Genomic DNA, 24249 nt, shown 5'->3' with positions numbered 1-24249 from the left:
GCCGAAGCGTACCAGCCCGCGCCCGCGCGCCCGTTCACAGCTGCGTCAGCCGCCCGCCCCACGCCCGTAAGCCTGCAGACGCTGGGGCTTCGCCCGGCGCCACGGCCGCCGCCTCCCGCCAATCCTCAAGGGCGACCGGCGGTGCGCCACCCGCCCGGCCGCCGCAGCCAACCCCGGACATCCGCTGCGAGATAAAGAAATCCTGCCGAAGGCGCGGACCGCACGAAGCCTCGCGCCCCGCGCCCTTCCGGCTTTCATTCTGGCCCAAATATCCTGCGGGGGGTGCGGGGGGCGCAAAGCCCCCCGCCTGCGGCCCCCTCAGCCCGCGTCGGTGCGTCCGCGCCGGTCGCCGCGGAGGTTCGCGTAGAGCACATGGTTCCGCCAGCGCCCCGCGATCTGCAGATAGCTCTGCGCCACGCCCTCGTATTTGAAGCCGCATTTCTCCAGCACCCCGCGCGAGGCCGCGTTCTCGGGCAGGCAGGCGGCCTCGATCCGGCTCACGTCCATCGCGGTGAAGGCGTGGTGCACGATGCCCTGGATCGCCTCGCGCATGTAGCCCTGCCGCGCATGGGGCCGGCCGATCCAGTAGCCGAGCGTCCCCGACTGCGCCGGACCGCGGCGGATGTTGTCGAGCGTGATGGCGCCCAGCAGCGCCTGATCCTCGCGCCGGATCAGCAGAACCGGCAGCGCGGTGCCCTGGCTCTCGGCGCGGGCGGCCCAGTAGACGCGGTTGGTGAAGGCCTTGCGCGAGAGATGGTCCGAGGACCAGACGGGCTCCCACGGCGTGAGGAAGGTCGCGCTCTCGGCGCGCAGGGCGGCCCAGTCGCGCCAGTCGGAATGGGCCGGCAGGCGCAGCGTCATCCGCTCCGTCTCGATGCGAACCTTCCGCCGCAGTCCGAGCATCAGGCGGCCAGCCGCTCGCGGATCTGTGCGAGGGCAGGAGCCGCCTCGGCCGGGCCGTAGAGCGCGAGCGCCGAGCGGGCCTGCGCCATGCGCTCTGCATAGTCGCGCACCGCCCCGACCGTCACCGCGTCGATCTTCTCCACCGCCTCGTCCACGCCCGGCACCCTGCCCCAGATGGCCAGAAGCCGCGCCAGCCGCTCGGCCCGGTTCGAGGGGCTTTCGAGCCCCATCAGGAGCCCGGCCTTGAGCTGCGCGCGGGCGCGAGCGACCTCGGCCTCGGACATGTCCTCGGTGGCGCGCTTCAGCTCGTCCACCGTAAGCCCCGCGAGATCGGCCACCTCCTCGCCCGAGGTGCCGGCATAGATCGTGATCTGCCCGGTATCCTCGTAGGCGCCCGACTGGGCGAAGATCGAATAGCAGAGGCCGCGCTCCTCGCGCACCTTCTGGAAGAGCCGCGAGGACATGCCGCCCCCGAGCGCCATGGCATAGACCTGCGCCGCATAGACGTCGGGCGCCCGGTAGTTCGGCGCCTCGAATGCCATGGCGAAATGGACCTGCTCCAGCGACTTCAGCTCGCGCCGCTCGCCGCCGAGGAAGTCCGCGGGCTGCATCGGGCGCTGGCCCACCGGCTTCAGATGACCGAACAGCGCCTGCGCCTGCGCGACGATCCTGCCGTGATCGACGCCCCCCGCAGCGGCGAGGATCATGTGGTCCGGGCCGTAATGCTCGCCCACGAAGCGCGTGAGATCGGCGCGCCCGAAGGTCGAGACCCGCTCCTCGGGGCCGAGGATGGTGCGGCCGAAGGCCTGACCGGGGTAGGAGGCCTCCTGCAGCCAGTCGAAGATGATGTCGTCGGGCGTGTCGAGCGCCTGGCCGATCTCCTGCAGGATGACGTGCCGCTCGATCTCGATCTCCTTCGGGTCGAAGACCGGGTTCAGAACGATGTCGGCGATCACGTCCAGCGCGAGCCCGGTGTCGGCCTCGAGCACCCGGGCGTAATAGGCCGTCATCTCGCGCGAGGTGTAGGCGTTGATGTAGCCGCCCACATCCTCGATCTCCTCGGCGATGCGCAGCGCGCTGCGGGTCTTCGTGCCCTTGAAGGCCATGTGCTCGAGGAAATGGGCGATCCCGTTCTGTTCGGGCCGCTCGTGGCGACCGCCCGCCGCGATCCAGATCCCGATCGAGGCCGAATGCAGCCCGGGCATGTGCTCGGTGACGATGCGGAAGCCGTTCGGCAGGGTGTCGAGGAGAACGGTCAACGCCCGGTCCTTTCGCGGATGAGGGTTTCGAGGGCGGACAGGTCGTTGGGAACGCGCGTCACCCGCTCGGGTCGGTCGAAGAGATCGGCCATGCGGGCAGGCAGCGGCGGGCGCAGGCCAGTGGCCGCCTCGACCGCATCGGGGAACTTGGCCGGATGGGCGGTGGCGAGCGTGATCATCGGCTCGGGGCCGAGCGCCTCCTCGGCCACCTTCACGCCCACGGCCGAATGGGGGCAGAGAAGCTCGCCCGTCGCCGCATGGGTGGCGCGGATCGTGGCCAGCGTCTCTTCCTCGGAGGCGCGGCCCGAGGCGAAGGTCGCGCGCAGCGTCCCCAGCGCATTTTCGGAGATGCGGAAGCCGCCCTCCTTCAGCTCGGCCATGAGGGCTGCCACCGCCGCCCCGTCGCGGCCATAGGCATCGAACAAGGCCCGCTCGAAGTTCGAGGAGACCTGGATGTCCATCGAGGGGCTGATCGACGGCGTGACGCCCTCGGTCTCGTAGGCGCCCGTCGAGAGCGCACGGTGCAGGATGTCGTTCTGGTTGGTGGCCACCACGAGGCGGGCGATGGGCAGCCCCATGCGCCGCGCGATGTAGCCCGCGAAGATGTCGCCGAAATTGCCGGTGGGCACCGTGAAGCTCACCTCGCGGTGCGGCGCGCCGAGCGCCACGGCCGAGGTGAAGTAATAGACGACCTGCGCCAGCACCCGCGCCCAGTTGATCGAATTGACGCCAGCCAGCCCCACCGCATCGCGGAAGGCGAAGTCGTTGAACATGTCCTTCAGCCGGGCCTGGCAATCGTCGAAGTCGCCGTCCACCGCGAGGGCGTGAACGTTCGGCTCGGACGGCGTCGTCATCTGGCGTCGCTGCACCTCGGACACGCGGCCGTGCGGGAAGAGGATAAAGACATCGACGTTCGAGAGGCCGCGGAAGGCCTCGATCGCGGCCGAGCCGGTGTCGCCCGAGGTGGCGCCGACGATGGTGATCCGTTGCCCGTTCTTCGCCAGCGCCGCCTGGAACAGCTGGCCGATCAGCTGCATGGCGAAGTCCTTGAAGGCGAGCGTGGGCCCGTGGAACAGCTCGAGCAGGAAGTGGTTCGGGCCGAGTTGCACCAGCGGCGCGCGGGCGGCATGGCCGAAGCCCTCGTAGGCGGCGGCGATCAGGCCGCGGAACTCGTCGTCGCCGAAGGTCTCTCCCACGAAGGGCCGCATGATGCGGAAGGCCACCTCCTCGTAGGACAGGCCCGCCAGCGCCGCGATCTCGGACTCCGACAGGGCGGGCACCGACTCGGGCACATAGAGACCGCCGTCCCGGGCAAGGCCCGTCAGCATGGCCTCGCCGAAGCCGAGAACCGGAGCCGTGCCGCGAGTCGAGATATACTGCATCGTTACCGCCTTCATTCCATCCGACGCCTGATACGCCAGAGCAGCAGGACTGTCATCCCCAGCCAGAGAACGGCAAGCGAAAACCACGTCACCGCATAGCCGAGATGGTCGTTCGGAATGCCTTCGGTGCCGATGGGCCAGGGGTCGATCCCGTCGCCGGTGGGGGTGGCGGCCACCACGAGGACCGGCTCGGTCGAGAGCGCCTCGGCCATGGCGGGCACGTCGCGGGCGAACCAGATGCCGGAGACCGGATCGGGCGACGGGGTGAAGCTGTCCACCTCCGCGGGCCAGGCGAGGTTGCCGGTCAGGCCCGCCCCCACCGCCGTGCGCGGCAGGCCGCGATCCTCCTGCGGAAGGAAGCCCCGGTCGATCAGGATGCGGCGTCCCTCGTCGGTCTCGAAGGCCGAGATCACCCGGTAGCCCGCGCCCCTGTCCTTGCGGCTTGTGAGCACGTCGATGTGCTCGCCGGTGAAGCGGCCCGAGACGGTGACGGGCAGATAGCGGTCGCGCGCAGCTTCGGGCGCTTCGGGCAGGGTCACGGGCGGAGCCGCGACGCGGGCCTCGATGTCGGCCAGCACCCCCTCCTTCCACTGGAGCCGCTGCACCTGCCAGAGGCCGAGCGACACGAGGATCGCCGCCCCGATCAGGCCGAAGAGAAGGGGCAGGATCATCCGGCGGATCATGGGGCAGCTCCTCGATGCGGAAAGCGCGGGCCTCGCGGCCCGCGCTTTCTGATCCCGGGGGAGGCGGCTGGCAAGGGTGCAGTTCCCGGACCCTCCCCTGCTACCCGAGCTGGACACCGGAGTTCCCTGGCCCGACAGCCCGCGTGCTGGCCCGGTGGGTCCATAGGCTCGGCGCAGCGGCCCCCAGTCCGGCGTCGGACTTACTGGCCCCAGATGTAGATCGAGGCGAAGAGGAACAGCCAGACCACATCGACGAAGTGCCAGTACCAGATCGCCGCCTCGAAGCCGACATGCTTCTCGGGGGTGAAGTGGCCGCGCTGCACCCGGATCAGGCAGACGAGCAGGAAGATCGTGCCCACGATGACGTGGAAGCCGTGGAATCCCGTCGCCATGAAGAAGTTGGCGCCATAGATGTTGCCCGCGAAGCCGAAAGCCGCGTGGCTGTATTCGTAGGCCTGGAACACCGTGAAGAGCGCGCCGAGCGCGATGGCGAGCGCCAGCCCCCAGGCCACGTCGCGGCGATTGTTCTCATGCACCAGCGCATGGTGCGCCCAGGTGGCCGCGCAGCCCGAGCAGAGCAGGATCAGCGTGTTGATGAGCGGCAGATGCCACGGATCGAAGGTGATGATCCCCTCGGGCGGAAAGATCCCGTCGATGATCGGGCTCTCGGGCCCCATCGGATAGAGCGCGTGCTTGAAGAAGCTCCAGAACCAGGCCGAGAAGAACATCACCTCGGACATGATGAAGAGGATGAAGCCCCAGCGCAGGCCCAGACGCACCACCGGCGTGTGGTCGCCCTCGAGGCTTTCCGTCACCACGTCGGACCACCAGCCGAACATCGTGTAGAGCACCACGACGAGCCCGATCAGCCCCATCCAGGGCCCCGAGCCGTGCATCCAGAGCACGGCGCCGAACAGCATGACGAAGGCTCCGACCGAGGCCATGAAGGGCCAGATCGAGGGCGGCAGGATGTGGTAGTCGTGGTTCTTGGCGTGGGCCATGGTTCCCCCCGGGGTGGCGTCTCTGGATCAGTTCACGTCGGTCGCGGACTCGGCGGCAAGTGCGGCCTGTTCCTCGGTCAGTGCGGTCTCGTGGAAGGTGTAGGACAGGGTGATCTGGCGGACGTAGCGCCCGTCGGGATCGTCGATGATGGCGGGATCGACATAGAAGGTCACCGGCATCTCGACCCGCTCGCCGGGCGCCAGCACCTGCTCGGTGAAGCAGAAGCAGGCAATCTTGGCGAAATAGCCGCCCGCCGCATCGGGCGTCACGTTGTAGCTGGCGGTGCCCGCGACCGTGCGGTCCGTGGGATTGTAGGCCTCGTAGAAGGCGAGGCCCGTCTCGCCGATCTTCAGCTTCATCTCGCGCTGGAGCGGGCGGAACTCCCACGGCATCCCCGCCTCGCGCGAGGCGTCGAACCGGACCTTCACGGTGCGGTCGAGCACCTCGGCCGGCGCCTCGGTGGCGACGGCGGTCGTGCCCGCAAAGCCCGTGACCCGGCAGAACCAGTTGTAGAAGGGCACGGCCGCGAACGAGGCCGCCCCCATCACCGCCACGACGAGCACGAGGCCCCCCGCGGTCTTCTGATGCGGCGAGAGGCTCATTGCCCCATGGCCCCCGGCGGGGCATGGGCGAAGGCGCCCTGCTCGCCCAGCTGCGAGACCTTGGCGACCGTCAGGCCGAAGACCACGAGGATGAAGGCCGCGAGCGTGAGGCCCACGCCCAGATTGCGGCCGAGCCTGCGGCGGTGGATCTCGTGTTCGGCGCGGATGGTCATGTCACCAGCCTCCCAGTCCGTAGGGCTTCAGGGCGGCCTCGGCGAGGATCGCCCCGAAATGCAGGAAGAGATAATAGAGCGAGAAGCGGAAGAAGCCCTTCTCGACGCGGTAGCGGTCGGCCTCGGCCTGCGCCTCGTCGCGCCGCCAGATCCGCACCGCGCCCACCAGAAGCCAGCCGTTCAGTGCCAGCGCCGTGGCGAGATAGAGCGGTCCGCCGATTCCGGTGAAGGCGCCCGCCACCGCCAGCGGCGCAAGCAGCAGCGAATAGACCAGCACATGCGCCCGCGTCACCCGCCGCCCGTGGGTCACGGTCAGCATCGGCACGCCGGCGTCGGAATAGTCGGACTTCATGAAGAGCGCAAGCGACCAGAAGTGCGGCGGCGTCCACATGAAGATGAGCGCGAACATGAAGAGCGACTCGACCGAGACGCCGCCCGTCGCCACAGCCCAGCCGATCATGGGCGGGAAGGCCCCCGCCGCGCCGCCGATCACGATGTTCTGCGGCGTCGTCCGCTTCAGCCACATCGAATAGACGACGGCATAGAAGAAGATGGTGAAGGCCAGCAGCCCCGCGGCGAAGAGGTTGGTGGCCAGCCCCAGCATCACCACCGCGATGCCCGAGAGCGCGAGCCCGATCCCCAGCGCCTCGCCCGGCGCCACAGTGCCCGAGGGCACCGGCCGGTTCCGGGTGCGCTTCATCACCCGGTCGATATCCTCGTCCCACCACATGTTCAGCGCGCCCGAGGCCCCGGCACCGAGCGCGATGAACAGGATCCCCGTCAGCGCGATCATCGGATGGACCGTCACCGGCGCCACCAGAAGACCCACCAGCGCCGTGAAGACCACGAGCGACATGACGCGCGGCTTCAGGAGGGCGACATAGTCGCCAAATCCGGCCTCCTTGGGGATCCCGGTGATACGGATGTCGGTCATTCAGCTCTCCCTGCGGCGCCGGCCCGGATTCTCCTCCCGAACGTGGCGCCGCGCCTGTTCGTTCCTGCGTTCACTCCACCGACACGCCCGCAGGCGTCGCGGGCAGGACGGAGGACAGCTCGTAGGTGCCGCCGCGGGCCTGTTCGAGCCAGGCGGCATAGGCTTCTTCCGACACGACCTTGACCGTGATCGGCATGTAGGCGTGCGAGATGCCGCAGAGCTCCGAACACTGGCCGAAGAAGATCCCCTCGCGCTCGGCCCGGAACCAGAGCTGCGCGAGCCGGCCCGGCACCGCATCCTGCTTCACGCCGAAGGCGGGCACGGTCCAGGAGTGGATCACGTCGGCACCGGTCACCTGCACCACGACGGTCTTGTTCACCGGCACGACCATGGCGGTGTCGGTGGCCAGCAGGAACTCGTCGCGGCTGTAGCCGGCCTCGATCAGCTGCTGCTCGACCTCGGGCGACATACGGTTGTCGCCACCCGTGGCGGGCGAGCCGATCATGTAGCTCTCGAACGAGATTTCCTCGTCGGGATATTCGTAGCCCCAGTACCACTGGTAGCCCGTGACCTTCACCGTCACGTCCGCCTCGGGGATTTCCTGCTGGTTGAACAGCACCGGCAGCGAGAAGGCCCCGATGGCCACGAGGATGACGATCGGCACGATCGTCCAGGCGATCTCGAGCGGGGAATTGTGGGTGAAGCGGGCCGGCACCTTGTTGCGCTTCTCATGGAAGCGCCAGACCGCATAGAGGATAAGGAGCGTGACGAAGATGGTGATGGCGGCGATGATGACGAGGATGAACCCGTCGAGCCAATGGATCTGCGTGGCCACCGGGCTCGCCGAAGGCTGGAAGCCCGTGCCCCCCGGCTGCGGCCGCCCGATGATCTCGAGGCTCTGCTGCTGCGCGGCCGCGGCCGTGGCCGCCAGAAGCCCTGCCGCCCCCGTGGCGCATCCGGTCAAGGTCGTGGAATGTCTCATGTTCAGATCCCGTTGGCTTCGGCCGGCCATCGTGCCGTCAGTTCGCCGCCCGGAAACCGGGCAGATTTCCCGTTGTTCCTGAACCGATTGAGACCATATTGTTTTGGCGACGACAAGGAAAACGATGCGTCGAAGCGTCATCATTTGATCTGAATCAAGGACAGTAGTCATGACCGACTCGGCTTTCCGGCCTTTCGAGACGCATCTGGACGTGGAGACCGCCTCCGCGATCCTGCGCGAAGCGACGCGGGGCGCCGACGACGGCGAACTCTTCCTGGAAAGGTCGCGCTCGGAATCACTCGTGCTCGACGACGGGCGGGTGAAGACGGCGAGTTACGATGCCTCCGAGGGCTTCGGGCTGCGCGCCGTGCGCGGCGAGGTGGCAGGCTACGCCCATTCGACCCAGATTTCCGAACAGGCGCTGAAGCGGGCCTGCGAGACGGCGCGGCTCGCGGTGGGCGACGGCGGCGGCGCGATGGCGGCCCCGCCTGCGGGGACGAACCGCAGGCTCTATGCCGACCTCGATCCGATGGCCGATGCGGCCTTCCCGGTGAAGATCGAGCTTCTTCGCGAGATCGACGCCTTCGTGCGCGACCTCGACCCCCGCGTGATCCAGGTCTCGGCCACGGTCGGCGCGGGGCTGCAGGAGGTCGAGATCCTGCGTCCCGAGGGCACGCGGCTCGCCGACGTGCGGCCGATGGTGCGGATGAATGTCTCGGTGATCGTCGAGGAGAACGGCCGGCGCGAGTCGGGCAGCTTCGGCGGCGGCGGACGCTTCGGCCTGTCGAAGCTGATGGAGCCCGACTGGTGGCAGGCCGCCGCACGCGAGGCGGTGCGCATCGCCACGGTGAACCTTCAGGCGGTGCCCGCACCTGCCGGGGTGATGGATGTGGTGCTCGGCGCGGGCTGGCCGGGGATCCTTCTGCACGAGGCCATCGGCCACGGGCTCGAGGCCGACTTCAACCGCAAGAAGACCTCGGCCTTCGCGGGCCTCATGGGCGAGCGGATCGCGGCGCCGGGCGTGACCGTGCTCGACGACGGCACGATCCCCGACCGGCGCGGCTCGATCTCGGTCGATGACGAGGGCACGCCCTCGAACCGCACCGTCCTGATCGAGGACGGCATCCTCGTGGGCTACATGCAGGATCGCCAGAATGCCCGGCTGATGGGCACCGCCTCGACCGGCAACGGCCGCCGCGAGAGCTATGCCCATATCCCCATGCCGCGCATGACCAACACCTACATGCTGGGCGGCGATGCCGATCCGGCCGGGATCGTGGCCGACCTCAAGGACGGGATCTATGCCGTGGGCTTCGGCGGAGGTCAGGTCGACATCACCAACGGCAAGTTCGTCTTCTCCTGCACCGAGGCCTATCTGGTGAAGGACGGCAAGGTGGGCGCCCCGGTGAAGGGCGCGACCCTGATCGGCGACGGCGCGACGGCGCTGCGCCAGATCCGCGCCATCGGCAACGACATGAAGCTCGATCCCGGCATCGGCAACTGCGGCAAGCAGGGTCAATGGGTGCCGGTGGGCGTGGGCCAGCCCACGCTGATGATCGGCGGGCTGACGGTCGGCGGCAGCAAGGCCTGACGGCCGCGCGGCGCCACCCCGGGCCGGGTCGCGCCGCGTCAGCCGAGGTCCACCACCTGCCGGATCGCGCTGCCCTTGGCCAGCCGGTCCATCGCGAGGTTGATCTCGTCGAGCTTCAGCCGGTGGGTCAGCATCTTCTCGACCGGCAGCAGGCCGCGGCGGTGCAGCGCCAGCATCCGCGGCAGGTCGCGCTGGGGCACGCAGGACCCGATGTAACTGCCCTTCAGGGTGCGCTCCTCGGCCACGAGCTTCAGTGCCTCGAGCGACATCCGGTCGTCCGGGTGGGGCAGGCCCGCGGTCACCGTCATGCCGCCGCGGCGGGTGACGGCGAAGGCGGTTTCGAGCGCCCGGACCGAGCCCGCCAGCTCGAAGGCGTAATCGACGCCGCCCGCCGTCAGGTCGCGCACCGCCGCCACCGTATCTCCGTCCGCGGGCACCGAGAGCGTCGCGCCCATGGCGCGCGCGGCCTCCATCTTGGCGGGAAACGGGTCGATCGCCACGATCTCGGCCGCTCCGGCCGCCGCCGCGCCGAGGATGGCGGACAGGCCGACGCCGCCCAGCCCCACCACGGCGACCTTCGAGCCGGGCCGGATCTGCGCCGTGTTGAAGACGGCCCCCGCCCCCGTCAGCATGGCGCAGGAGAAAAGCGCCGAGACATGGGGCGGGACCTCGCGCGGGACGCGGACCAGCGACGGCCGCGCCACCACGGCATGGGTGGCGAAGCCCGAGATGCCGAGGTGATGGTGCACGGACCGCCCGCCGAGCGACAGCCGCCGGTGCCCGGTCATCAGTTCGCCCACCGCATGATGGCGCGCCGCCTTCTCGCAGAGCGCAGGCCGCCCCTCGGCGCAGGGCGTGCAGCGGCCGCAGCCGGGTGCGAAGATGCAGACGACATGGTCGCCGTGCTCGAGATCCTCGACCCCCTCGCCCAGAGCCTCGACATGGCCCGAGGCCTCGTGGCCGAGCACCATCGGCAGCGGCCGCCGCCGCGTGCCGTTGATGACCGACAGGTCGGAATGGCAGATGCCCGCGGCGGCCACCCGGATCAGGACCTCGCCCGGCCCCGGCTCCGCGAGATCGAGCTCGCGGATCGCGAGCGGCCGCTCCTCGGCATAATTCCCCGCGATCCCGTCGCGTTCGAGCACCGCCGCCGTGATTTTCATGCCGATCCCTCCCGTTTGCGCCAGCCTAGGCTGCCCGTCGCGCCGCGTCAGGTCAAAAGTGGCGCCATGCGGTCCATCGCTTCTCGGGAGGCCTCGCGGCGTTCGGCCTGCGGCTCCACCCGATCCCCGAAGCGGACGCGCCAGAGCCCATCCTGCGCAGTGGTGTCCCCTGCAGACAAAATTCGGCGGCCCGCCGTGGCAGCCCCGCCCGTCCCGGCGCAGGCAAGGGGCTTTCCCCCGTCGCCGCGGCGGGCCAGAGTGGCGGCATCAGCCGGAAGGAGCGTCAGACTGTGAAGATTGCCATCGTGACCGCCTCGGACCGCGCCAGCCGCGGCGACTACGAGGACCTGAGCGGCCCCGCCATCGCCGACTGGCTCGCCACCGCCATGACCTCGCCCTACGAGATCGTGCGACGCATCGTGCCGGACGGGGTGGAAACGGTGCGCACGGCGCTGATCGAGCTGTGCGACGCGGAGGGGGCGGCGCTCGTCTTCACCACGGGTGGCACGGGACCATCGCCGCGGGACCTCACGCCCGAGGCGATGGTGGGCGTGATCGAGAAGGAGCTACCGGGGTTCGGCGAGCTCCTGCGCAGCATCGGCCTGCAGCAGACCCCGACCGCGATCCTGTCGCGCCAGACCGCGGGCGTGCGGGGGAGATCGCTGATCGTGAACCTGCCGGGACAGCCCGCGGCCATCGCGCTCTCGCTGCAGGGCGTGTTCGGCGCCATCCCGAAATGTCTCGACCTGATCGGCGCGGGGCGGATGACCGTCTCTGACCGCTGGGGCGCGGAGGGCCGCGCGGCCCCCACCCTGCCGGACTATCTCCGGTCCTGAGGCCCGCCCGGCAGGCACCCCGTCAGCGGTGCGCCTCCTGCAGCACGGTCAGCCCTTCCTGAAGGGCGCGCCGCAGCGTGGCCGCAAGGACCTGACGGGGACTGCCCGGGAAGTAATGCTCGCTCACGCGGGTCTCCTGCCCGCGCAGCGCCGCGGCGACGCAGACATATCCGGGCGGGTGGCCCTCGTCTTCGCCCGGCCCCGCGACGCCCGTGACGGCCAGAGCGAGATCGGCCTCGGGGGCGGACGCCAGCGCCCCCTCCGCCATGCGGCGGGCGACCTTGGGATCGTAGACCGTCTCTTCGGCAATCAGCGCCTCGGGCACGCCCAGCGCCGCGAATTTCATCGTCGGGCGGTAGGCCACGAAGCTTCCCTCCAGAACGCCCGAACGGCCCGGAACCCCCGAGACGCAGGCCGCGATCAGCCCCGCGGTACAGGATTCGGCCGTCACCAGCCGGCAGTCGGCCGCCTTCAGCGCCCAGACGAGATGCGCCGCCAGATCCTGCATCTCTGTCGGAAACCCCATCAGGGCCTCGTCCGACTTCACCCCCTGCGGCCGGAAAAGCCGCGCCTCCATCCGTTCGAGCGGCTCGTAGCGGTCGGCCTTCGGATGGTTGAGCCGGATCGGGTTCAGGCGCTTGTGCCATGTGGCCCGCATCCGCGCGATGAGGGTGCCGAGCACCTCCTGAGCGTGGCGGTCCGCATCCATCCGCAACGCGAAGGCGAGATGCCGGGTCGCAAGCCCCGGATCGTCGCCGAGCGCCTCGGCCAGCGCGAATTGCAGGATGTCCCATTCGAGATAGGTGGCGCCGATCTGGGCCTCGTCGCCGCCGCCGATGCCGAGCCCATCCGTGGGCATCGCCCGCCAGGTCGCTTCGGGCACGCGGTAGGCACGCGCGAGCCACGGCACCTCCCATGACTTCAGCAGCGACTGGACGGGCGCCAGATCCCCCACATCTCCGTGGAGGGTCCAGAAGCCCGCGGTCAGCTCGGAGAAATTGTCGGTGCCGGCGACGAGGCCGCCCAGCCGGTGCGCCTGATCGTAGAGCGTCATCATCCGCAGCCGGGCGCGCAGGTTCCCGCGGCGCGTCCGCGCCGGCGTCTCGTCGGAGGAGAGAAGATCCGGATCGAGCTCGCCGAGCTGGGCGAGCGCCGCCTCGTAGGCGCCCGAGAGATCGAGGGGACGATGCTCGATCCCGAGCGCCGCGCAGGCCTCGATCCCGCGGTCCGTTTCGGTGGGGTCCTGCTCGATGGGAAGGGTGTGGCCCATGACATGCCAGCCCGCGGCCTTGAAGAGAGCCGCCGTCAGCGCGGAATCCACCCCTCCCGACATGCCGATGACGGCCGTCGAGACCTGCGTCCGGGTGCGGTACTCGACCAGCTCCTCGACCAGCCGCGCGCCCGTCGCCTCGAGATCCTCGGGGGACAGGAACAGACCCTTCTCGACCTGCTCCTCCAGCCGAGCGGCGAACCATGGGGACAGGGGGCCCGCCTGCCGTTGTCGCGACAGATCGAGAATCTCCTCCACCAGCGTCTCCTGCCGAGCCGCTGCGACTTGACCGCTCATCTCGTGTCTCCTGCTGCTGCCTTGGGCTGCGAACAGGTGGCTCGGGTGAATGTTCCTGTTGAAGGAACCTTCGGCACTATCTCCGGCGGTGTCGGCAGGAATACCCGCCCCCCTCGCGCGGGGCGCATCGCGACCGCCGCCTTGGCAGGCAGCCGGGCGGTCCTGTTTCGCCTCTGCTCTTCAGGTCGTGACGGAACAGGGGCGGCTCCTGCCGGTTGCCCACCCACGCCACGCAAGGAGGAGCCGATGGATCGACCCAAGGAGAAGCGGCAGCGCAAGGACACGCCCTTCTATGAGGCGGCATCGGGCAGTTGGGGGTCGGTCCGTGGCATCGCCCGGGTGCTGCTCGACCAGAAGCCGGGTCCCGGCGTGGTCCGGACACTCATGCGCCAGAACAAGCCCGGGGGGCACATGTGCACCTCCTGCGCCTGGGCCAAGCCCGCAAAGCCCAACCTGTTCGAATTCTGCGAGAACGGTGCGAAGGCGACGGTGTGGGACCTGACCACGGACCGTTGCGGGCCGGACTTCTTCGCCGCCCATTCCGTGTCCGAGCTGCGCACCTGGTCGGACCATGACCTCGAGAAGATCGGTCGCCTCACCCATCCGATGCGCTATGATGCGGCGAGCGACCACTACCTTCCCGTCACCTGGGAAGAGGCCTTCCGCGAGATCGGCGGCAGGCTCCGCGGCATCGATCCGAAACAGACGGTGTTCTACACCTCCGGGAAGGCGAGCCTCGAGACCGCCTTTCTCTGGCAGCTCTTCGCGCGGGCTTACGGACACAACAATCTGCCCGACAGTTCGAACATGTGCCACGAGACCACGAGCGTCGGACTGAAGAAGGTGATCGGCTCGCCCGTGGGCACCTGCGTGCTCGAGGATTTCACCCACTGCGACATGATCCTCTTCTTCGGCCAGAACACCGGTACGAACAGCCCGCGCTTCCTGCACGAGCTGCAGCGGGCGGTGCAGCGCGGCTGCAAGATCGTGACCTTCAACCCGGTGCGCGAGCGGGGCCTCGTGGAATTCGTGAACCCGCAGAACCCCTCGCAGATGACGCTGGGCAGCCCGACGCGGATCTCGGACATCTATCTTCAGGTGCGCCCCGGCGGCGACATCGCGGCGCTGGCGGGCATCTGCAAGCATCTGTTCGCACTGGAGGACCAGCGCGGCTCCGTGATCGACCGCGCCTTCGTGGCCGAACATACGTCGGACTTCGAGGCCTTCGAGGCGCGCATCCGCGACACCCCGTGGGAAGAGATCGAGCGGAACTCGATGCTGCGGCGCGCCGATCTCGAGCAGGTGGCCGAGATCTATGCCCGGTCGGAGAAGGTGATCGGGATCTACGGCATGGGCCTCACCCAGCATGTGCATGGCTGGCTGAACATCGGCATGCTGGTGAACCTTCTCCTGATGCGGGGCAATATCGGGCGCAGGGGCGCCGGTATTTCCCCGGTCCGCGGCCACTCGAACGTGCAGGGCCAGCGGACGGTCGGGATCAGCGAGAAGCCTTCGCTCGTGCCCATCGACAAGATGGAGGAGCTGTTCGGCCTCTCCATTCCGCGGGACGAGGGCTGGAACACCGCCGTCGCGACGGAGAAACTGCTCGATGGGACGTTGAAGGCGTTCCTGTCGCTCGGGGGCAACTTTGCGCGGGCGATTCCCGATCAGGGTCGGACGGACGCCGCCTGGGCCGGGCTCGATCTGAACGTGCAGGTGGCGACGAAGCTCAATCGCTCGCACACGCTGGTCAGCCGCGAGAGCTGGCTTCTGCCCTGCCTCGTGCGCGCCGAAGAGGACCGACAGGCGAGCGGCCCTCAGGCGGTATCCATGGAGGACAGCCTGAGCCACATCCATGGCTCGGTGGGCAAGCGCCCGCCCGCCTCGGCGTGGCTTCTGTCGGAGGCCGCCATCGTGGCGGGCCTGGCCGAGGCGACGCTGCCCGCAAACCCGAAGCTGCGCTGGCGCGACTGGGTCGGCGATTATCGCCACATCCGCGATCTGATCGAGGCCTGCTGGCCGGAGCAGTTCGCGGCCTTCAATGCGCGGCTGTTCACGCCCGGCGGCTTCTACCGCGGCAATGCCGCGCGCGAGCGGCAATGGAAGACCGAAAGCGGCAAGGCGCAGTTCACCGCGCCCGACAAGCTCTGCGCCCTGGGCGAGCCGCCCGAGGGCAAGGAGATGACACTGGTGACCCTGCGGTCGAACGATCAGTTCAACACGACGATCTACGGCTTCTCGGACAGGTTGCGGGGGCTCGAAGGACCGCGCAACGTGCTTCTGATGAACCCCGAGGAGATCGCGCGGCACGGGCTGCACGAGGGCCAGCGGGTGACCCTCGAATGCGCCTGGAGCGACGGGGTAGATCGCCGCGTGTCGGGGCTGCGGGTGACGGCCTACGACCTGCCCGACAGCTGCGTCGGCGCCTATTATCCCGAGACCAATCCGCTGGTGCCGCTGGCGGCCCGCGACGAGCTGTCGGGCACGCCCGCCTACAAGGGCACGCCCGTGCGGGTCCGGGCGGAAGGGTCGGCCGCCCCGCTCTGAGGCTGGTCGTCGAGGCCCGCGGGCAAGGTTGCGGCCGGCGGCTCTCGCATCCGGTGGAGGTCCTCCTCCGCCGGATGTTCTCATTCCGGTGGGCGCCGCTCCCGCTTCCGCGCGGTCAGGCCATTCAGCGCGCCGACGGCCGGAACATCCGGCCTGACCGGCGGTTCACCGGGCATAACCTGAATGGAGACGGACATGAAGACGAAGGAACTCGACACGGCCTTTCACGACATGCTCAAGGACGTCTATTACGCCGAGCGGCAGATCCTGAAGGCCCTGCCCAAGATGGCCCGCGCCGCCAAGTCCGAGCAGCTCAAGGAGGCCTTCAAGACCCACCGCGAAGAGACCGAGGGCCAGAAGGAGCGCCTCGAGAAGGTGTTCGAGCTTCTGGGCAAGCGGGCGCAGGGCAAGACCTGTCCGGCCATCGACGGGATCATCGAGGAAGGCTCCGAGGTGATGGACGAATACAAGGACAGCCCGGCCCTCGATGCCGCGCTGCTCGCGGCGGCGCAGGCGGTCGAACATTACGAGATGGCCCGCTACGGGACGCTCGTGGCCTGGGCCCGGACCCTCGGGATGGAGGATGCGGCGAAGCTTCTGGCGGAAACGCTGGAAGAAGAGAAGAAGACCGATGGCCTGCTGAACGATCTCGCCGGCGCCGAAGTGAACCAGAGCGCCCTCGCAGCGGCCTGAGCCCGGACGGAGGGGCCTCCGGCCCCTCCCATCGGCATCCGCCTCTGACGGTCTTGCCGCGGGTTCCATCTGGATGGAGGGGCCGATGGCCCCTCCCGTCGGTGCCCGCGCCTGAGCTTCCGTATCGCGCGCGCATCCCGCGTCCGGGCCGCCGCCCGAAGTGTCGAGCATCGACGCAGAACCGGAGTGCCACACGCCGCTGACGACCGGAAGCAGGGCATCTTCCCGGCATCGCGGAGCGCACCCGCGCACTTTCCGTCACACACACTCCGACCCAGCCAATGGCTCGGAGGTCATGCGCCTCGCGCGCGCCGTCGCGCCGCGCCGTGGGCTCCTCTCTGTCGCGCCAATAGGACTCGGGAGCCGGGACCTCCCGGCCTCGACGGAAGGCCCGGAGGGCAGCCTTGCGCAAAGTCCGCCCAATTCTTGAGCGAACAGCTCGGACAAGGGCAGGCAGCCTCTCCGAAAATTCGAAACATCCTCTCTTCGGGGCCGGAACTTGATCCGCGTCAAGGTGCCCCAGCCTCCAATCCCTATTAAAACCGTAAACCACTCAGGGTGGTCAGACGGGCAGAGGGTCCGGGGCGAAGGAGACGAGTTTATGATGAATGCGAGGCAGATGCCCTTGGCCTTCGCGCCGGAAGAGGCGCGGCTGGCGGTCACGGGGCTCGCGGGCTGCAAGGAGATGCAGAAGCGTCTTTCCGAGATGGGCCTGCATGTCGGCGGCGAGGTCAAGGTGATCCGCGGCTGCGTCACGGGCCCGCTCCTCCTCGCGGTGGGCAAGTCGCGCCTCGCGCTCGGGCAGGAGATGTCGCGCAAGATCTTCGTCACTCCGCTGCAGGACAGGTAACGGCCGATGGTTCTCTCGCTGAAAGACATGGCGGCCGGTGCGACCGCCCGCGTCACGGGCTACGCCCCCGGCGGTGCCGCCTACCGCCAGAAGCTGCTCTCGATGGGCCTCACGCCCGGCACGGCGCTGCGCGTTCTGCGCGTGGCCCCCCTGGGCGATCCGGTGGTCATCGAAGTCCGCGGCTACCAGCTGTCGCTGCGCAAGGCCGAGGCCTCGGCCCTGTCCATCGAGGAGACCGCGGCATGAGCGGGGCCACCATCGCCCTTCTGGGCAATCCCAACTGCGGCAAGACCACCCTCTTCAACGCCTTGACCGGCACGCGGCAGATGGTCGGCAACTGGCCCGGCGTCACGGTCGAGAAGAAGACGGGCGAGATCCGCTTCGCCGGCCGCACCGCGGCCCTCGTCGATCTGCCCGGCACCTATTCGCTGGGATCGGGCCACACCGTCTCGACCGACGAACGGATCGCGCGCGACTTCGCCCTTTCGGGCGAGGCGCAGCTGGTGGTCAATATCGTCGATGCCTCGAACATCGAGCGGAACCTCTACCTCACGCTGCAGATCCTCGAGATGGGCGTGCCGGTGGTGGTGGCGCTCAACATGATGGATATCGCCGCGAGCCAGCGGATCGAGATCGACCTTGAGGCGCTCGCGGCCCGGCTCGGCTGTCCGGTCGTGCCCATCGTGGCCGCCACCGGCCGGGGCATCGAGGAGCTGAAGGCGGCCCTCGTGCGGGCACTCGACACCGGCGTGCCAGCCGTGAAGCCGCTCTCCTACGTTCCCGAGATCGAGGCGGCGGTGGCCGATCTTGTCCCCGCCATCGAGGCGGCAGGCGAGACGCGCGCGCCGCGCTGGCTCGCGCTCGAGCTCCTTGAGGGCAGCCGCACGCTGATCGCCCGCGTGCCGGCGCTGGCTCCCGAGGTGGCGCGCGCGCGGCAGGCGCTGGAAGAGGCTCTGGGCTACGATCCCGACACGGCCATCGCGAGCGGCCGCTACGATGCGGTGGCCGAGGCGACGGCCGCGGCGGTGCGCCGGACCTCGGAACTGGGCCGCACCCTCTCGGACCGGATCGACCGGGTGGTTCTGAACCGGGTGCTCGGCATCCCGATCTTCCTCTTCGTCATGTATCTGATGTTCCTGTTCACGATCAACGTGGGCAGCGCCTTCATCGACTTCTTCGACGTGGCGGCCGCGACGATCTTCGTCGAGGGCACCGCCGAACTGCTCGGCCGGGCCGGCAGCCCCGACTGGCTGACGACCGTGCTCGCCTCGGGCGTGGGCGGCGGCGTGCAGACGGTGGCGACCTTCATCCCGGTCATCGCCTGCCTCTTCCTCTTCCTCTCGGTGCTCGAGGATTCGGGCTACATGGCGCGGGCGGCCTTCGTGATGGACCGGTTCATGCGGATCGTGGGCCTGCCGGGCAAGAGTTTCGTGCCGCTGATCGTGGGCTTCGGCTGCAACGTGCCCGCGGTGATGGCGACGCGCACGCTCGAGAACGAGCGCGACCGGACCATGACCATCGCCATGGCGCCCTTCATGTCCTGCGGCGCGCGGCTGCCGGTCTATGCGCTGTTCGCCGCCGCCTTCTTCCCGGCGAACGGGCAGAACCTCGTGTTCCTGCTCTATCTGATTGGGATCCTCGCGGCGGTCTTCACCGGTCTCGTGCTGAAGAACACGCTCCTGCCGGGCAGCACCACCCCCTTCGTGATGGAACTGCCGCCCTATCACATCCCCACGCTGCGCGCGGTGCTGCTGCGCACCTGGGACCGGCTCAAGTCCTTCGTGATCCGCGCGGGCCGGGTGCTCGTGCCGGTGGTGGCGGTGATTGCGGTGCTGAACTCCTGGGGGCGCGACGGCAGCTTCGGCAACGAGGATACGGACAATTCCGTGCTGGCGGCCATCGGGCAGACCATCGCCCCGGCCTTCGAGCCCATGGGCCTCCGCCCGGAGAACTGGCCCGCGACGGTCGGCATCTTCACCGGCCTTCTGGCCAAGGAGGCGGTGGTGGGCACGCTGAACGCGCTCTATTCCGGCATGGGCGAAACGGAGGAGGCGCAGGAAGAGGCCGCGCCCTACAGCCTGACTGCCGGCCTCTCGGCCGCCGTGGCGACCATCGGCGAGAATTTCGGCGATCTCGCCGACGCGCTCACCGATCCGCTCGGGATCGAGATCGGCGACCTCTCCTCGACGGACGCGGCCGCGGAGGAGCTCGAGGTCTCGACCGGCACCTTCGGCGCGATGCGCGCGCTCTTCGACGGTCAGGCCGGGGCCTTCGCCTATCTCCTCATGGTGCTGCTCTATGTGCCCTGCACCGCGGCCATTGCCGCCGTCTGGCGCGAGGCGGGCCCGGCCTGGACGGGCTTCGTCTCGGTCTGGACGCTGATGATGGGCTGGGGCTCGGCCACGGTCTACTATCAGGCCGCCACCTTCGCCCGCCATCCCGAGGCCTCGGCGCTCTGGATCGGCGGCGTCCTCGCGGCCTTCGCCCTCGTCATCCTCGTCATGAAGCGGATCGGGGGCACCGGCGCCTCCCGCTCCGCCCCCGCCGGAGCCTGAGGATCCATGCTGCTGATCGCCGTCCGTGACTATCTGCGCGAGCGCCACCAGGCCAGCCTCGGCGACCTTGCGCACCGCTTCCGCTGCGATCCGGCCGCCATGCGCGGGATGGTCGAGCACTGGGTCGGCAAGGGCAAGGCGCGCGAGCTGCCCTGCGCGCCGCTGGCCTGCGGCAAGTCCTGCTGCGGCTGCACCAAGGCCCCGGAGGTGATCTACGAATGGGTCGAAGGGCCGCCGCACTGAGCCTCTGCGGGCGCGGACCCGGCCGCCCGAAAGCGGTTAACGCTCGTGAAACCAATTCGGGCTAAGGCTCGGGCGAAAGGGGACACCCATGATCGCCCGAGCCTTCACCGTTGCCTTCGAAGGCATCGATCCGCGCAGCGTCGAGGTGCAATGTGCCGTCTCGCCGGGGCTGCCCGCCTTCGCCATCGTGGGCCTGCCCGACAAGGCGGTCTCGGAGGCGCGCGAGCGGGTGCGGACGGCGCTCGCCTCCATGTCCATCGCCCTGCCCTCGCGCCGGATCACGGTGAACCTCTCGCCTGCCGATCTGCCCAAGGAAGGCTCGCACTTCGATCTCGCCATCGCGCTGGCACTTCTGGCCGCGCTCGAGATCGTGCCCGCCGAAGAGGTCGAGCGGATCCTCGCCATCGGAGAACTGTCGCTCGACGGGCGCCTCGTGCCGGTGGCAGGCGCCCTGCCGGCCGCGGTCGCGGCCGCCGAACAGGATCGCGCGCTCCTCTGCCCCCGCGGCTCGGGGGCCGAAGCGGCCTGGGTCGGGGCCACGGAGGTCCTCGCAGCCGCCTCGCTCGACCAGGTGGTGCGCCATTTCACCGGACAGGCGTCGATCCCGCCCGCCGAGGCGGGCGAGGTGATCGACCGGCCTGCTGTCTCGGTCGATCTGGCCTCGGTGAGCGGGCAGGAGCGGGCCCGGCGCGCGCTGGAGATCGCCGCAGCCGGGCGGCACCATCTGCTGATGATCGGGGCGCCCGGGTCGGGCAAGTCCCTGCTCGCGCGCTGCATGCCCGGCCTCCTGCCGCCGATGACTCCGGCCGAAGCGCTCGAGACCTCCATGATCCAGTCGCTCGCGGGCAAGCTCAGCGACGGCGGGATCAGCCGGGCGCGCCCCTTCAGCAGCCCCCATCACACGGCTTCGCCCGCGTCCATCGTCGGCGGCGGCCGCCGGGCCGGGCCGGGCGAGGCCAGCCTCGCCCACAACGGTGTCCTCTTCCTCGACGAACTGCCCGAATTTCCGCCGCGCGTGCTCGACACGCTGCGCCAGCCGCTGGAGACCGGCGAGATCATGGTGCCGCGTGCCGATGCCCGCCATCGCTACCCGTGCCGCTTCCTGCTGATCGCGGCGGCCAACCCCTGCCGCTGCGGCCATCTCGCGGATGCGTCCAAGGCCTGCAGCCGCGCCCCCATCTGCGGAGAGGAATATCTCGGCCGGATCTCGGGCCCGCTCATGGACAGGCTCGACCTGCGGATCGAGGTGCCCCCGGTGGATTGGGTCGACGGACGACTGCCGCCCGCCACCGAAGGCTCGGCCACCGTCGCAGCCCGCGTGGCGGCCGCGCGGGCACTCCAGACGCGGCGCTATGAAGGATCGGCCGGCGTGCGGGTGAATGCCGATGCAGAGGGCCCGCTGCTCGAGCAGGTGGCCGCTCCCGACGCCGAGGGACGCGCACTCCTGGCCCGGGTGGCAGAGCGGTTCGGCCTGTCGGCGCGGGCCTATCACCGGATCCTGCGGGTGGCGCGCACGATCGCCGACCTCGACGGCGCGCCAGAGGTGCGCCATCCCCATCTGGCGGAAGCGGTGAGCTACCGGCTTACGGCCACGAGGCCGAGGAACGCTCCCGCCACCTCGGGCTGACAGGCCTGAAGCTCTTCAAAGCCTGCGGCTGCAGCTTCGCAGCAGGCCCTCCGGGCCGTTCCTCCCGCGAGGATCCTTATCCCGCGCGCGCGGGCTCGGAGAGGATGCAGCAGCCGTCCATGGCGCGGCAGCCCTTGGCCCGCGCCCATGTGACCTCGAGCCGGGCGGTTCAGCGCCGAGGATGCCATGCTCGCGCGACCCGCGCCTCCGGTTCCTGCCGCCTCCGGAAGGATCGGATCGGCTGACGCTGTCTCTGGCAGGGCACGGACGACGCCTGCTTCCGGCCCGATGTCAGGACCATCTCCGGCGCGCCTCCGGCAGGGCCGCGCCGGAGAAGAAGGCCCGCTCGAAGCCCCGAGGCCGGTCAGCCGCGCCTGCGGGCTTCGATCACCTCCCAGATCCGCGCGGCGCCGTTGGTGCCGTCGAACCGCTCCAGTTCCTGCAGGCCGGTGGGCGAGGTCACGTTGATTTCGGTCAACCAGTCGCCGATGACGTCGATCCCCACGAAGATCTGCCCCTTCTCGCGCAGCACCGGCCCCAGCGCCGCGCAGATCTCGCGGTCGCGATCGGTCAGGCTCACCTTCTCGGCCCGGCCGCCCACATGCATGTTCGACCGCGTCTCGCCCGCCTGCGGCACGCGATTGATGGCGCCGATGGGCTCGCCGTCGACGAGGATGATCCGCTTGTCCCCCTTTTCGACCGCAGGCAGGAACTTCTGCGCGATGAGCGGCTCGCGGCTCATCGAGGTGAAGAGCTCATGCAGCGAAGAAAGGTTGCGATCGTTCGGGTCCAGCCGGAAGACGCCCGCGCCCCCGTTGCCGTAGAGCGGCTTCAGGATGATGTCGCCATGCCGCTCCTTGAAGGCGCGGATCGTGGCCAGATCCCGCGCGATGGTGGTGGGCGGGATCAGATCGGGGAAACGCAGCACGAGGAGCTTCTCGGGCGCGTTGCGCACCCAGAACGGATCGTTGACCACCAGCACCTCGGGCATCAGCAGCTCGAGGATATGGGTCGTGGTGATATAGCCCATGTCGAAGGGCGGATCCTGCCGCAGCCAGACCACGTCGAAGTCGCCGAGATCGACCGTCGTGGTCTCGCCGTAGCTCACATGGTTGCCCTTCTCGCGCCGGAGCTCGATCCAAGCTCCCCGGGCGGTCACCCGCCCGTCGTCGTAGGCGAGATGGTCCGGCGTGTAGAAGAACAGCCGATGCCCGCGGGCCTGGGCTTCCAGCGCGATGCGGAACGTGCTGTCCGCATCGATATTGACCGATCCGATCGGATCCATCTGAAGGGCGACGTTCAGGCTCATGCGCATCTCCTGCCGAATGGGCCCTTGATGGCGCAGCGCCCGGACGGTTGCAACCGGATCAGGCGGCGAAGGCGTTCTCGATGATCTCGACCCGGCCCAGCGCATCGACGAGGGCCACGTCGAACCGGCTGGCGGTCAGCTGCCCCCGCGGCTCTCCGGCCAGAAACTCGGAGGCGGCGCCGTAGATGCGGTCCATCTGCCGGCGCGAGAGCCGGGCCGCGGCGGCGGCATGGCTCGTGCTCTTCTTGACCTCGATGAAGATCACCTCGGCCCCTTCGCGGGCGATCAGATCGATCTCGCCCGAGACCCCCCGCCAGCGCCGGGCAGCCACCGGCCGCCCCGATCGGTCGTAGATCCGGGCCACCGCCTCTTCGGCCGTCTGGCCCGCGTAATAGGACACCTCGCCGCTCATCGCTCCTCCGCCAGCCGCAGCGCGGCCTGATAGACATCCCGCCGGGGCAGCCCGAGCTGCCCGGCCACCGCCGCCGCGGCCTCCTTCACCGACATGGTCCCGAGCGCCGCGATCAGCGCCGCCTCGAGATCCTCGGGCCCCGCCTGCACCGGCGGGGCACGGTCGACCACCACCACGATCTCGCCCTTGACGGAGCGGTCGCCGAACTCCTGCGCCAGGAGATCCAGCGGCCCCCGCGACACTTCCTCGAATCGCTTGGTCAGTTCCCGGCAGACGGCGGCCTGCCGGTCTCCCAGCACTACCGCCATATCCTCTAATGTCTTGTGAATGCGCTTGGGAGATTCGTAGAGAACCAGCGTCGCGGGCACGGGCGCGAGCTCGGCCAGGAACTTGCGGCGCGCCGAGGCGGTGGCGGGGGGAAAGCCTGCGAAGAGGAAGCGGTCCGTGGGCAGCCCCGAGACCGTCAGCGCGGCGAGCACCGCCGAAGGTCCCGGCGCGGCCAGCACCGGATGGCCGGCCGCGATCGCCGCACGGCCGAGCTGGAAGCCCGGATCGGCCACGAGCGGCGTACCCGCCTCGGAGGCATAGGCCACGCTCCGCCCCTCGGCGAGCGCCCGGAGGAGGCGCGGGCGCGCCGCCTCTCCGTTGTGGTCGTGATAGGCCACGAGCGGCCGCCCGCCGAGGGGAATGCCATGGATCTCCATCAGGTGGCGCAGCGTCCGCGTGTCCTCGGCCGCCAGCACATCGGCCGCCCGCAGGATGTCGAGCGCCCTGAGCGTGATGTCGCGCGCGGCGCCGATCGGCGTTGCGATGAAATGCAGCCCGGGCGCGAGCGGCCGGGCCCCGCCGGGGCCGCTCTCCGGCTCGGCTTCGCCGATGGTCATGGGGGCGCTCCTTCCAAAGTTGCCATCCCGGATGCGACCGCATAGGCTCGGT

Annotated in this window: 23 protein-coding genes; 9 read left to right on the top strand and 14 right to left on the bottom strand. The window is 69.5% G+C overall.

What is annotated here, in order from left to right:
• Window positions 1–318: 318 nt before the first annotated feature.
• The 9 genes from RSP_RS02125 to coxB all read right to left on the bottom strand — a co-directional run bounded on the left by RSP_RS02125 (window position 319) and on the right by coxB (window position 7920).
• The gene (locus RSP_RS02125) at window positions 319–903 is read right to left on the bottom strand and encodes a GNAT family N-acetyltransferase (RefSeq protein ID WP_002722709.1); all 585 of its coding nucleotides are present in this window, start codon (window positions 901–903) and stop codon (window positions 319–321) included.
• Window positions 903–2162 (bottom strand): M16 family metallopeptidase, encoded by a 1260-nt coding sequence (locus RSP_RS02120; RefSeq protein WP_011337016.1) that lies wholly within the window; start codon window positions 2160–2162, stop codon window positions 903–905. The genes RSP_RS02125 and RSP_RS02120 overlap by 1 nt, the downstream gene beginning before the upstream one ends.
• Window positions 2159–3544 (bottom strand): threonine synthase, encoded by a 1386-nt coding sequence (thrC, locus tag RSP_RS02115; protein ID WP_011337015.1) that lies wholly within the window; start codon window positions 3542–3544, stop codon window positions 2159–2161. The genes RSP_RS02120 and thrC overlap by 4 nt, the downstream gene beginning before the upstream one ends.
• An 11-nt stretch (window positions 3545–3555) precedes the next feature.
• A complete protein-coding gene (locus RSP_RS02110) occupies window positions 3556–4227 on the bottom strand; it encodes an SURF1 family protein (RefSeq protein ID WP_011337014.1) in 672 nt (223 codons plus the stop codon).
• Window positions 4228–4427: 200 nt separating this feature from the next.
• A complete protein-coding gene (locus RSP_RS02105) occupies window positions 4428–5228 on the bottom strand; it encodes a cytochrome c oxidase subunit 3 (protein WP_002722701.1) in 801 nt (266 codons plus the stop codon).
• A gap of 27 nt (window positions 5229–5255) precedes the next feature.
• Complete coding sequence (locus RSP_RS02100; RefSeq protein WP_011337013.1) at window positions 5256–5831, bottom strand: cytochrome c oxidase assembly protein; 576 nt, start codon at window positions 5829–5831, stop codon at window positions 5256–5258.
• A complete protein-coding gene (locus tag RSP_RS22160) occupies window positions 5828–6004 on the bottom strand; it encodes a hypothetical protein (protein ID WP_002722696.1) in 177 nt (58 codons plus the stop codon). Before RSP_RS22160 ends, RSP_RS02100 begins: the two co-directional genes overlap by 4 nt.
• 1 nt (window position 6005) lies before the next feature.
• A complete protein-coding gene (gene cyoE, locus RSP_RS02095) occupies window positions 6006–6938 on the bottom strand; it encodes a heme o synthase (protein WP_002722694.1) in 933 nt (310 codons plus the stop codon).
• 70 nt (window positions 6939–7008) lie between these two features.
• Window positions 7009–7920, bottom strand: a complete 912-nt coding sequence (gene coxB / locus RSP_RS02090; RefSeq protein WP_011337012.1) for a cytochrome c oxidase subunit II — start codon at window positions 7918–7920, stop codon at window positions 7009–7011.
• Between the two features lie 169 nt (window positions 7921–8089).
• Here coxB and tldD point away from each other — a divergent pair, with 169 nt between their 5' ends.
• Window positions 8090–9511, top strand: a complete 1422-nt coding sequence (gene tldD / locus RSP_RS02085) for a metalloprotease TldD (protein ID WP_011337011.1) — start codon at window positions 8090–8092, stop codon at window positions 9509–9511.
• A 38-nt stretch (window positions 9512–9549) separates the two neighbouring features.
• Here tldD and RSP_RS02080 read toward each other — a convergent pair whose 3' ends face one another.
• Entirely contained in the window at window positions 9550–10674 is a 1125-nt protein-coding gene (locus RSP_RS02080) for an alcohol dehydrogenase catalytic domain-containing protein (RefSeq protein ID WP_011337010.1), read from the bottom strand.
• Window positions 10675–10964: 290 nt separating this feature from the next.
• Here RSP_RS02080 and mog point away from each other — a divergent pair, with 290 nt between their 5' ends.
• Window positions 10965–11510 carry a molybdopterin adenylyltransferase gene (gene mog, locus RSP_RS02075; RefSeq protein WP_011337009.1) on the top strand — a complete coding sequence of 182 codons (546 nt, stop codon included), beginning with the start codon at window positions 10965–10967 and terminating at the stop codon, window positions 11508–11510.
• 22 nt (window positions 11511–11532) lie between these two features.
• Here mog and nadE read toward each other — a convergent pair whose 3' ends face one another.
• Window positions 11533–13077, bottom strand: a complete 1545-nt coding sequence (nadE, locus tag RSP_RS02070; RefSeq protein ID WP_011337008.1) for an NAD(+) synthase — start codon at window positions 13075–13077, stop codon at window positions 11533–11535.
• A gap of 246 nt (window positions 13078–13323) precedes the next feature.
• Between nadE and RSP_RS02065 the strand changes: the two genes are divergently transcribed.
• From RSP_RS02065 to RSP_RS02035, 7 genes are all read left to right on the top strand, one after another.
• Window positions 13324–15624, top strand: coding sequence for an FdhF/YdeP family oxidoreductase (locus RSP_RS02065; protein WP_011337007.1), 2301 nt, complete (start codon window positions 13324–13326; stop codon window positions 15622–15624).
• Window positions 15625–15819: 195 nt separating this feature from the next.
• Complete coding sequence (locus RSP_RS02060) at window positions 15820–16317, top strand: YciE/YciF ferroxidase family protein (protein ID WP_009563744.1); 498 nt, start codon at window positions 15820–15822, stop codon at window positions 16315–16317.
• 601 nt (window positions 16318–16918) lie between these two features.
• Entirely contained in the window at window positions 16919–17167 is a 249-nt protein-coding gene (locus RSP_RS02055) for a FeoA family protein (RefSeq protein WP_011337006.1), read from the top strand.
• A gap of 6 nt (window positions 17168–17173) precedes the next feature.
• On the top strand, window positions 17174–17413 hold the full coding sequence (locus RSP_RS02050) for a FeoA family protein (RefSeq protein WP_002722680.1): 240 nt from the start codon (window positions 17174–17176) through the stop codon (window positions 17411–17413).
• Complete coding sequence (gene feoB / locus RSP_RS02045) at window positions 17410–19722, top strand: Fe(2+) transporter permease subunit FeoB (RefSeq protein ID WP_011337005.1); 2313 nt, start codon at window positions 17410–17412, stop codon at window positions 19720–19722. Before RSP_RS02050 ends, feoB begins: the two co-directional genes overlap by 4 nt.
• A 6-nt stretch (window positions 19723–19728) precedes the next feature.
• Entirely contained in the window at window positions 19729–19965 is a 237-nt protein-coding gene (locus tag RSP_RS02040; protein ID WP_011337004.1) for a FeoC-like transcriptional regulator, read from the top strand.
• An 88-nt stretch (window positions 19966–20053) separates the two neighbouring features.
• Entirely contained in the window at window positions 20054–21592 is a 1539-nt protein-coding gene (locus RSP_RS02035) for a YifB family Mg chelatase-like AAA ATPase (RefSeq protein ID WP_011337003.1), read from the top strand.
• Between the two features lie 364 nt (window positions 21593–21956).
• Here the strand turns inward: RSP_RS02035 and gshB are convergent, their stop codons facing one another.
• The 3 genes from gshB to rsmI are packed head-to-tail and all read right to left on the bottom strand — an operon-like array spanning window position 21957 to window position 24197.
• The gene (gene gshB, locus RSP_RS02030; RefSeq protein WP_017140064.1) at window positions 21957–22901 is read right to left on the bottom strand and encodes a glutathione synthase; all 945 of its coding nucleotides are present in this window, start codon (window positions 22899–22901) and stop codon (window positions 21957–21959) included.
• A 58-nt stretch (window positions 22902–22959) separates the two neighbouring features.
• Complete coding sequence (locus RSP_RS02025; RefSeq protein ID WP_002722671.1) at window positions 22960–23313, bottom strand: YraN family protein; 354 nt, start codon at window positions 23311–23313, stop codon at window positions 22960–22962.
• Window positions 23310–24197: a 16S rRNA (cytidine(1402)-2'-O)-methyltransferase gene (gene rsmI, locus RSP_RS02020; protein WP_011337001.1), complete on the bottom strand. Its 888-nt coding sequence runs from the start codon at window positions 24195–24197 to the stop codon at window positions 23310–23312. Before rsmI ends, RSP_RS02025 begins: the two co-directional genes overlap by 4 nt.
• Window positions 24198–24249 lie beyond the last annotated feature (52 nt).

Origin of the sequence: Cereibacter sphaeroides 2.4.1, from assembly GCF_000012905.2 — a bacterium.
GTDB classification, from domain to species: Bacteria; Pseudomonadota; Alphaproteobacteria; order Rhodobacterales; family Rhodobacteraceae; genus Cereibacter_A; species Cereibacter_A sphaeroides.
This window is presented reverse-complemented; position numbering and strand designations above follow the sequence as displayed.